Genomic DNA, 7,226 nt, shown 5'->3' with positions numbered 1-7,226 from the left:
CTACGTTCGGGAAGGATAACCGCTGAAAGCATCTAAGCGGGAAGCCTGCTCCGAGATGAGATTTCCATCCCTATTGGGGGGAGGTGCCCAGGAGAACACTGGGTTGATAGGCCGGGTATGGAAGCACTGTAAGGTGTGGAGTTGACTGGTACTAATACGCCGATCACTCACACAACCCCTTCTGGGTTGGTGTGTGCGGAATGTTGCATGAAGTTTTTTGATGAGAGCCACATGGTTGGTGTTCGCGTTCGCTGTACGGTTCTTGGGCCACTACCACACACGGTTCGTGTGTGGTGTGTCTGATGGTTTTGCGGTGGTGATAGTGGTGGGGAAACGCCCGGTTAACCGTTCCGATCCCGGTAGCTAAGCCCATGTCATGCTGATGGTACTGCAACTTGGTGGTTGTGGGAGAGTAAGTGACTGCCGCAATATTCTTCGGGTGGGGGCACTCCTTTCAGGGGTGCCCCCACTTTTTGCATTCACGGACGTGAGTGTCCACGCCACCCGCCGAGCAGATCGGGTTTTCCTCACCCCAAGGGGAGAGGCAACCGCATGGAGGCACCACCTCGGCGTGCCTAGCCTGAAGACATGCGCAACGACACTGAAGTCTCCGCGATCGACAACGGGATCCCCACCCCCTCATCCAGCCGTAGGATCCGCTCAGTGCTGGCGAGAGTCCTCTGGGGCGGCCACTGGCTGCTGCGGATCTGGCTCGCCGGCTATCTCCTCGTCTACGGCTGGTCCAAGGTGTTCCTCACACAGATGGGCTATGCCGACTACTCGGACGCCCTCATCCAATACGGCGAGATGAGCCCGATGGGCCTGCTGTGGCGATTCATGGGCTTCTCACCCGTCGTGCAGTTCCTCGCCGGCGCTGCCGAGGTCACCGCCGCAATCCTCCTCCTCTTCCGACGCACAGTGTGGTTGGGCGCAGCCCTCGCCGTCGTCGATATGTCCGTCGTCTTCCTCCTCAACCTCACCTTCGACGTCCCGGTCAAACAGCTCGCCGGAATGATGGCACTGGCCGGCCTCATCCTCCTCATCCCCAACCTCGTGCGCCTCGGACGGTTCCTCATCGGCCTGCCCACCGGGGTTCCGGTCCAGGGCAGGATCTCCGACAACCGCATCTTCGTCGCCATCACCAAGTGGACCTCACCGCTGCTGGCAATCGTCATCATCGTCGGCACAGGCGTCGCCTTCGGGCTGCGCACGAACTGGGGGCAACTCGATCCGGCACCGGTCGTCGCCGGTGTCTACCGGGCTGACGACGGCAGCCAGGGCACCGTCGACGGCGCCGAGATCACGCAGATGGCCTTCGGGCAGATCGCCGTCGGAGGCAAGGCACGAGTCGCCATCAGATTCGCTGACGGCAGCTTCCAGGACGGCTCCTACCAGGTCAAGGACGACGGGACCCTCGCACTGTCCCTCTATCCGAAGCTCGCAGGCGATCAGGGCCTGGTCAGAGACGTGTCGAAGAGAATGGGACTGCGCTACGACCTCGGAGACCAGGGCAGGCTCCGTCTGACGGGCGACGGCCTCGACCTCACTCTCGTCCCCGACCCGGAACGGCGGTATCTCTACGACCGCGACTTCAGTTGGGCCCCCAGGGAAGCGATCCACCGCTGACCATGTGCGCAGACACGGAAACGGCATCCACGATGCGATCGTGGATGCCGTTTCGTCTCCCGCCGATGTCTCCCACCGGAGGCAGAGGTTCTGCCGAAGTGGGTTCAGCGTCCGAACAGGCGCGAGAACAGCCCCTTCTTCTTGGGCTCCTCTGCCGCCTCGGTCTCCTCCGCTGCGGGCTCAGCGGACGCGGCGGACTCGTCATCCACGGTCCGAGGCGATTCGGAGCTGACGCCCGTGTCGGGTGTGGCGGCACCGGACGGGACGGCCGCCTCGGCGGGGGTGCCATCGCTGTGGTCCTCCGCAGTCGCCTCGGACGAGGCAGCCGGCGACGCGTCCGGTCGGGAGGTCTCGGCGGCGGGAGCGACCGCCTCGTCGGCAGTGTCTGCGCTCCGGCCGGTCTCAGGCGACGCCGTGTGCTCGCTGGCGGGCGTTCGACCGCTCGCAGCTGCCGCGGACTCCTTCCGCGCCGTGGTCGAGTCAGCTGTCGTCGAGGTTGCCGCAGTTGCGTCGGTCGCCGGAGCGCCGGACGAGGAAGCGTCGGCGACGGTGATCCCGGTGATGCGGGAGAACTGCTCGGCGGCCTCGCCCTCGAGCGGCGCGTGCACCTCGCAGTTGGAGATCCGACTGACCTCGTCGAAGCTGAGGTCAGCGCTGCCGTCGGCGAAGAGCAGACGCAGACCGTTCTCGGGCAGCGGTGCCGTGGGAATGCCGCGCTTGGCGACGTACGCCTCGAGCGCGGCCCGGTGGTCGTCGACCGTCGTCTGGGTCAGCCCCTGCATGAGCGCGCGCACCGACGCCTTGACGGTCGGTTCGGGCAAGGTGAGCTCGGGGGCGTCGACGAGCAGCCACACCGTGGTCCCGGCGCCGGCCGCAGCGGGGTAGTGCGCCCACTTGCCCGTCGCCTCCTTCGCCGCCAGCGTCAGTCGCAGCGCGAGTTCGTCGTCGAGCTTGAGTTCCGGAGAGACGAGTTCGTCGATGTCCGAGGCTGCACCGAACTTCCGCACCTCATGGGAGAGGCCGACGACCGCCTCGGGGAACTCGTTGATGTTCTCCCACCCCCACAGCCACGTGCCCTGCGAGCTCGACTCGGAACCGAGGAGATGGGGACGGGTGCGCAGCACCGCATCATCCTCGGCAGTGAAGGTGAGGTGCGGATCCGCGGTGAAGTCGACCTCCCACGCGGCGTCGGCGATGAGTCCGCCGAAGTGCGTCTGCGTCTCCGTGGAGAGGAAGACGGCGCGATTGACGAGGTCCTGCAGTGTTGTGCTCATGCCTTCCAGCGTACGGGGGCGCCGGACAGATGCGAGGAGGCACGCGGACCACTGGCCCGTGTCAGTGCCGCGTGGTGGACTGTGACGAGCATGCGGACCTTGCGAAGGAGGAAGTTCGATGTAAGATGATGCGTTGCGCTCTCAACTCTCACGACGGCTCAGTTTCAGTTTTCGAACCCCAGGATGTTCACTGTGGCACTCTTGCGCCTGACCCTGAAATACGCGAAATCCTATTGGCTCTTCATCGTCTTCGTCGTCATCCTCCAGCTGGCGTCGACGATCGCCGCCCTCTACCTGCCGAGCCTCAACGCCCGGATCATCGACGAAGGCGTGGCCGAGGGCAACACCGACTTCATCTGGTCGACCGGGATGACGATGCTCATCGTCTGCCTCGTCCAGGTCATCACGGCGGTCACCGCGATCTACTTCGGGGCCCGCTCCGCGATGGGAGTGGGCCGGGACATCCGCCGCGACGTCTACAGCAGAGTGGACGACCTCTCCACCCTCGAGGTCGGGAAGTTCGGCAGCGCGACCCTCATCACCCGCAACACCAACGACGTCCAGCAGGTGCAGATGCTGGTCCTCATGACCCTGAACTTCATGGTCTCCACCCCGATCATGTGCATCGGCGGCATCATCATGGCCTTCCGTGAGGACGCGGGCCTGTCCTGGCTGGTCTGGGTCTCGGTGCCCACGCTCTTCGTCGTCGTCGGCATCCTCGTCGTCCTCCTCATGCCCCTCTTCCGCCGCATGCAGGACCAGGTCGATGACATCAACGGCGTGCTCCGGGAGCAGATCACCGGCATCCGCGTCATCCGCGCCTTCGTCCGCGAACCCTTCGAGACCGACCGGTACGCCGACGCCAACCGAGCCCTGACCGAGACCTCGGTCAAGGTCGGCAACCTCTTCGTCCTCATGTTCCCCGCGATCATGATGATCCTCCACCTCGCGACCGCCGCCGTCCTGTGGTTCGGCGGCCACCGCGTCGACGCCGGACAGATGGAGGTCGGATCGCTCACCGCGTTCCTCCAGTACCTGCTCCAGATCCTCGTCGCCGTGATGATGGGCGTGTTCATGATGATGATGATCCCGCGCGCCGTCGTCTGCGCCGAACGCATCTGCGAAGTCCTCGACACGACATCGTCGATGGTCATCCCCGACGGCGTCGACGAACTCCCTCGCCGAGGTGAGCTGGAGTTCCGCAACGTCACCTTCGGCTATCCCGGCGCCGAGGTCCCGGTCCTCGAGGACCTCACGTTCACCGCGCAGCCGGGGACGACGACGGCGATCATCGGTTCGACCGGGTCGGGCAAGTCGACGATCGTCGGTCTCATCCCGCGCCTCATCGACCCCCAGGCCGGCGAGGTGCTCATCGACGGTGTGCCCGTGAGCGCCTTCAACCGGCACCAGCTCGCCGAGCTCGTCGGCCTCGTCCCGCAGAAGCCCTACCTGTTCTCCGGCACGATCGCCTCGAACCTGCGCTTCGGCAGCGAATTCGCCACCGACGAGCAGCTGTGGGAGGCGCTCGAGACCGCGCAGGCCGCGGACTTCGTCGCCGAGAAACCGGACCAGCTGGATGAGAACGTCGCCCAGGGCGGCACGAACTTCTCCGGCGGCCAGCGGCAGCGACTGTGCATCGCCCGAGCGCTGGCGGCCAAGCCGCTCGTCTACGTCTTCGACGATTCGTTCTCCGCCCTCGACGTCGCCACCGACGCCCGCCTGCGGGAAGCCCTCGGCCGGACCACTGGGGAGTCGACGGTCATCGTCGTCGCCCAGCGCGTCTCGACGATCCGCGACGCCGACCAGATCCTCGTCCTCGACGACGGCAAGATCGTCGGCCGGGGCACCCACGACGAGCTCATCGAGACGAATCCGACGTACCAGGAGATCGTCGAATCACAGCTGACCGCGGAAGGGGTGAACTGAGATGGCGAAGAAGGATCCCACCACTGCCGAGACCACCGGTTCCGGTGCGGCCACCGCCGAGGCGGAGGTCGCCGAGGACTTCATCCCGCAGGAGGGCGACGGCGACATGTTCGGCGGCACTCCCGCGCGGAAGGCCAAGCACTTCTGGCCTTCGGTCAAAAGACTGTTCGGGCTCATGGGCAATGAGAAGGCGGGCCTGGTCAAGGTCGTCCTCCTCGTCATCGGTTCGGTCGTGCTCACTGTCATCGCCCCGAAGGTGCTCGGCAAGGCGATGGACGTCGTCTACTCGGGTGTCATCGGCGCGCAGCTGCCGGCCGGGGCGAACATCGAGGACATCATCGCGGGCGCCCGTGCGCAGGGCCGCGACGACTACGCCGACATGCTCGCCACCGCGGGAGTCGTCCCTGGTCAGGGCATCGACTTCACCGCACTCGGACAGATCATCATCGTCGTCCTCCTCATGTACCTCGTCGCCTCGATGCTCATGTGGGCGCAGGGCTACATCCTCAACGCCCTCGTCATGCGCGTCGTCTATCGTCTGCGCGAGGACATCGAACGCAAGATCAACCGGCTGCCGCTGCGCTACTTCGACACTCGGCAGCGCGGCGACGTGATGTCTCGGGTGACGAACGACGTCGACAACATCCAGCAAGCGCTGCAGCAGGCGTTCTCGCAGCTCGTGCAGGCGGCCCTGACGATCATCGGCATCGGCGTGATGATGTTCATCGTGTCCTGGCAGCTCGCTCTGCTCGCCCTCATCGCCCTGCCGCTCTCGGCGATCATCGCCGGAGTCATCGGTTCTCAGGCCCAGCGGAAGTTCAAAGCCCAGTGGAAGTACACCGGCGAGGTCAACGGCCACGTCGAGGAGTCGTTCTCCGGCCTCGACGTCGTCCGTGCCTTCGGTCGCGACCAGGTCATGCTCGAGGAGTTCGACCGCCGCAACGAGGAGCTGTACAGGGCCTCCGCCGGGGCCCAGTTCGTGTCGGGGATGATCATGCCCTCGATGCAGTTCGTCTCGTACCTCAGCTATGTCCTCATCGCCGTGGCCGGCGGTCTGCGTGTGGCCTCGGGGCAGATGACTCTCGGTGATGCGACGGCGTTCATCCAGTACTCGCGGGAGTTCTCGCAGCCGATCTCGGAGATGGCGGGAGTGGCGAACATGCTCCAGTCCGGTGTCGCCTCCGCCGAACGGACCTTCGAGCTCCTCGACGCCGAGGAAGAGGAACCGGACGAGGCGACGGCGTCGCTGCCGCCGCGGACTCCTGGCCGCGTCGACTTCTCCCACGTGAGCTTCCGCTACACCGAGGAGACCCCGCTCATCGAAGACGTCTCGTTCACCGCGGATCCGGGCCACACCATTGCCATCGTCGGGCCCACCGGTGCAGGCAAGACGACCCTGGTCAACCTCGTCATGCGATTCTACGAACTCACCGGAGGAGCGATCTTCCTCGACGGCGTCGACATCCGCGACCTCACACGGGCCGACCTGCGTTCGCATGTGGGCATGGTCCTCCAGGACGCGTGGCTCTTCGACGGGTCGATCAGAGAGAACATCCGCTACGGTCGCCTCGACGCGACCGACGAGGAGGTGCTCGACGCCGCGAAGGCGACGATGGTCGACCGGTTCGTCCGGCAGCTGCCTGAAGGGTACGACACGGTCATCGACTCCGACGGCGGCAGCGTCTCGGCAGGCGAACGCCAGCTCATCACGATCGCGCGGGCCTTCCTCGCCGATCCCTCTCTGCTCATCCTCGACGAGGCGACCTCCTCGGTGGACACGCGCACGGAGTTCCTCGTCCAGCAGGCCATGGCGGCGCTGCGCACCGACCGGACCTCGTTCGTCATCGCCCACCGACTCTCGACGATCCGCGACGCCGACACGATCATCGTCATGGAACACGGTGCGATCGTCGAGCACGGCAGCCATGAGGAGCTGCTGGCGGCGGAAGGCGCCTACTACCGGCTCTACATGTCCCAGTTCCGCGGCGAGGACGCAGAGGAGCACTTCACCTCGGAGGTGCTCGCCGAGGCGGAGACCGAGCCCGGAATCAGCGCCGACGCCGCTGCCCTGGCGGAGGACGAAGCGGATTCTGCCATGGCCGAGCACGCCGAGGCTGAGCATGCCGAGGGTTCAGAGGGCGCAAAGGCGTCGGACGGTGCTTAAGCGCCGGAAAGCGTCGAGGATACGGCGGACGGTCGGCACAAGCCGGACTGAGCTGCCGGCGACCTGAACCGGCGGCGAGGTGAATCGCCGAACCCGGACCGATGCGCGGTCCCGAGGCACCAGCCGCGGGACCGCGCATTCGTCGTTCTCCTGGGAGCACTGGCGCACGATGCCAGCGCCGATGCCGACTTCTCAGAGCCTCTCCGCGGAGACTGCGTCCGGGAGGCCGACGGCGA

Annotated in this window: 4 protein-coding genes and 2 rRNA genes; 5 read left to right on the top strand and 1 reads right to left on the bottom strand. The window is 65.8% G+C overall.

The annotated features are described in order from the left end of the window. The 3 genes from AACX88_RS15950 to AACX88_RS15940 all read left to right on the top strand — a co-directional run. Nucleotides 1-175 (top strand): 23S ribosomal RNA (locus tag AACX88_RS15950); the annotation flags it as partial. 134 nt (nt 176-309) lie between these two features. Then, nucleotides 310-429, top strand: a 5S ribosomal RNA gene (gene rrf / locus AACX88_RS15945). A 159-nt stretch (nt 430-588) separates the two neighbouring features. Next, on the top strand, nt 589-1,626 hold the full coding sequence (locus tag AACX88_RS15940; RefSeq protein WP_339393846.1) for a DoxX family protein: 1,038 nt from the start codon (nt 589-591) through the stop codon (nt 1,624-1,626). Nucleotides 1,627-1,730: 104 nt separating this feature from the next. Here the strand turns inward: AACX88_RS15940 and AACX88_RS15935 are convergent, their stop codons facing one another. Continuing rightward, nucleotides 1,731-2,900, bottom strand: coding sequence for a DUF6882 domain-containing protein (locus AACX88_RS15935; RefSeq protein WP_339393845.1), 1,170 nt, complete (start codon nt 2,898-2,900; stop codon nt 1,731-1,733). 192 nt (nt 2,901-3,092) lie between these two features. On the opposite strand from AACX88_RS15935, the gene AACX88_RS15930 reads away from it, so the two are divergent. Both AACX88_RS15930 and AACX88_RS15925 read left to right on the top strand, forming a co-directional pair. Beyond that, the gene (locus tag AACX88_RS15930) at nt 3,093-4,826 is read left to right on the top strand and encodes an ABC transporter ATP-binding protein (protein ID WP_339393844.1); all 1,734 of its coding nucleotides are present in this window, start codon (nt 3,093-3,095) and stop codon (nt 4,824-4,826) included. Nucleotide 4,827: 1 nt separating this feature from the next. Next, nucleotides 4,828-6,990, top strand: a complete 2,163-nt coding sequence (locus tag AACX88_RS15925) for an ABC transporter ATP-binding protein (protein ID WP_339393843.1) — start codon at nt 4,828-4,830, stop codon at nt 6,988-6,990. Nucleotides 6,991-7,226 lie beyond the last annotated feature (236 nt).

The sequence above is a fragment of the Brevibacterium metallidurans genome (genome assembly GCF_037101285.1).
GTDB classification, from domain to species: Bacteria; Actinomycetota; Actinomycetes; order Actinomycetales; family Brevibacteriaceae; genus Brevibacterium; species Brevibacterium metallidurans.
The sequence above is the reverse complement of the archived record's forward strand: the minus strand, read 5'-3'. Positions and strand labels throughout refer to the sequence as shown.